This is a genomic window from Trebonia sp. (assembly GCF_049794275.1).
Lineage (GTDB): Bacteria > Actinomycetota > Actinomycetes > Streptosporangiales > Streptosporangiaceae > Trebonia.
In genome coordinates this window covers 1-2,803 of record NZ_JBARCR010001311.1, presented here as the reverse complement: position 1 = coordinate 2,803, position 2,803 = coordinate 1, and the positions used below count along the sequence as shown (strand labels likewise).

General features: G+C 70.1%; 3 protein-coding genes and 1 pseudogene. All 4 read right to left on the bottom strand.

Translation table 11 applies throughout. The annotated features are described in order from the left end of the window. Window positions 1–347 (bottom strand): annotated as a pseudogene (locus tag WA805_RS31745) (mannose-6-phosphate isomerase); the annotation flags it as partial. Next, entirely contained in the window at window positions 344–559 is a 216-nt protein-coding gene (locus tag WA805_RS31740; protein ID WP_422278080.1) for a Trm112 family protein, read from the bottom strand. The pseudogene WA805_RS31745 and the gene WA805_RS31740, both read right to left, overlap by 4 nt. After that, window positions 556–1,902 (bottom strand): phosphomannomutase/phosphoglucomutase, encoded by a 1,347-nt coding sequence (locus tag WA805_RS31735; protein WP_425244189.1) that lies wholly within the window; start codon window positions 1,900–1,902, stop codon window positions 556–558. Before WA805_RS31735 ends, WA805_RS31740 begins: the two co-directional genes overlap by 4 nt. Before the next feature lie 75 nt (window positions 1,903–1,977). Next, entirely contained in the window at window positions 1,978–2,391 is a 414-nt protein-coding gene (locus WA805_RS31730; protein ID WP_422278086.1) for a DUF3499 domain-containing protein, read from the bottom strand. Window positions 2,392–2,803: the final 412 nt, after the last annotated feature.

The window sequence follows — 2,803 nt, the reverse complement described above, 5'->3', positions numbered from 1 at the left end:
GACCTGGACGCCGCGATCACCAGGTCAGCGGCGCCGACCCAGCCGGGCAGCTGGTAACCGGACACGCGAAGCACCTGAACCGGCGAGCTGACCCCGCAGATCGCCGCCAGCGCGTCGCCGGCGAAGGCGGAGCCGCCGCTCCCGGCCACGACGATCGCGCGCGGCCTGGTGTCCGGCCGCAGCGCCGACAGGTCAGCCTCCGCGCATGCCCGCAAGGCGGTGCGGACCTGCGCCGCGGACGACGCGACCTCCCGCAGCATCCCCCCAGGGTCGCCTGCCTCGACCATATCGGGGTCGTCGAGCCGGAGCGCGGCGAGCGAGAGACCGCCGCCGTGCGGGGTATTCACCCCGTGCCGCCAGGAGCGTCGGGGCCGCCAGGGGCGTCAGGCCGCCGTGCCTCGTCCACGAGCAGCACCGGGATGTTGTCGCGGACCGGGTAGGCCAGCCCGCAGCCCGTGCACACCAGCTCGCTCGCCGCGTCGTCGACCCGCAGCCCGGCGCGGCAGTTGGGACAGACGATGATTTCCAGCAGCCAGTCGTCGAGTTCCACGCGGCTCATCCTCTAACCAGGCCGAGCACTTCGTCCCTGATCGCGGCCATCTGCCCGGGAGTGGCCGCTTCCACGTTCAGCCGCAGCAGCGGCTCGGTGTTGGAGGGACGGATGTTGAACCACCAGTCGTCTCCCATGATGGTCAGACCGTCGAGCTCATCCAGGGTCACCCCGGGACGTTCTGAATAAATGTTCTTCACCTTGGCAGTGGCGGCGGCCTGGTCGGCGACCTCGCTGTTGATCTCGCCACTCGCCGCGTACCGGGAGAAGTCCTGCAGCATGACGGACAGCGGCCGGCTGTCGTGGCCGAGCGCGGCCAGCACGTGCAGCGCCGCCAGCATGCCCGAGTCGGCGAACCAGAAGTCCCTGAAGTAGAAGTGGCCGGAGTGCTCGCCGCCGAACACGGCGTTTGTCTCCGCCATCTTCGCCTTGATGAACGAGTGGCCCACCCGGGTGCGGACCGGGGTGCCGCCGTGCTCGGTGATCAGCTCGGGCACCGCCCGTGACGTGATCAGGTTGTGGATGACCGTCGCGCCGGGCTCGCGGGCCAGCTCGCGGGTCGCGATCAGCGCGGCCAGCACACTCGGGCTGACGATCTCCCCGCGCTCGTCGACGACGAAGCAGCGGTCGGCGTCGCCGTCGAAGGCCAGGCCGATGTCGGCGTTGTTGTCCTTGACCGCCTGCTGCAGGTCGCGCAGGTTCTCCGGGTCGATCGGGTTGGCCTCGTGGTTCGGGAACGTGCCGTCGAGCTCGAAGTACAGCGCGATGAGCGTGAGCGGCAGGCCCTCGAACACGACGGGCACGGTGTGCCCGGCCATGCCGTTGCCCGCGTCCACGACAACCTTCAGCGGCCGGATGCCAGACAGGTCGACCAGCTTCTTCAGGTACTCCGCGTAGCCGGGCAGCAGGTCCCTGCTCGTCGTCGTGCCCGGTTCGCCGTCGTAGGCGGGGACGCCGTCTTGCACCATGGCCTTGATCTCGGCGAGGCCGGTCTCGATGCCGACCGGCTTCGCGCCCGCCTTGCACAGCTTGATGCCGTTGTACCTGGCAGGGTTGTGGCTGGCGGTGATCATCGCGCCGGGTATGTCGAGCGAGCCGCTCGCGTAATACACCATGTCAGTGGAGCCGAGACCGCCGTGGATCACGTCAGCGCCCTGCGCCGCCGCGCCGCGGCCAAGCGCCTCGGCGAGCGGCGCGCTGCTCGCGCGCATGTCGTGCAGCGTGACGATGCTCTTCGCGTTGGTCAGCCGGACGAACGCCGCACCGACCTGTTCTGCGACGCCTTCGTCAAGCTCGTCAGGCACGACACCCCTGATGTCGTATGCCTTGAAGATCTTGTCCAGATCGCTCACTGTGGCTCGCTTCCTGATCCGGTCCCCGCGGACTTTCCCAGGACCAACCTATCGGTCGGCGGCCCGGAGCCGGCGTTAAGATTCGGGTTGAGCCGTCGGAGCGGAGCGGACCACGCGCAAATGCCCGCGGCGGCCGACCTCGACGCCCTGACCGACCGGTTCGGTAACGGCCGCCTGGGCCGGGCCCGCGGCACCGCTCGCCGTGGCGGTCCTGGCAGGGCCGGGGCGCCCTGCCTCGCGGACGACGTTTGCCAGCGCCTCGAGGTCGTCGGCCCGTTCCTGCGCCGGATCCGGCGGCAGCCGCACCACGTCCCAGCCGCGCGGCACGACCAGCCTGGCGGCGTGCTTCTCGCACAAGTCGTAGCAGTGCGGTTCGACGTAGGCCGCGAGCGGCCCGAGCACCGCCGTCGAGTCGCGGTACACGTACGTGAGCGTGTAGACGGGAGGCTGCTTGCACGCGGTGCGTGAGCAGCAACGGGTATTCACCAGCCCACCTCGCTCACCAGATCGATAGAGACCACGATAGCAGCGCGATCCCCCCCGGCACGCGGCAAAGACGTGCCCGTGTGAGCGCAGCCGGCCCGCCAGGCGGGCACCGTCCCCCTGACCGCTGGCGTGGAATCGAGGTCGCTCACATCGGCTGACGGTACCTATCCGGGGCCGGTTATGCCATCACCGGCGGTCGTTCACGATCGTGTCGTTTTGTCGGACCTTCATCGGTCCTTCATCGGCCCTGGTGGTACCTGACAGCCAGCACGCGGAGATACGCTCGGTGACTGTGCACAGCGGTGAGAACGGCGTAACGCCGCCCGGGGCGCCCGGGGTACCCGGCGTGCCTGGAGCGCCGGGCCCGCGGCGGCGCGTCCGGCGGCGAGACCGGCACGGACGGGGACTGCGCGGC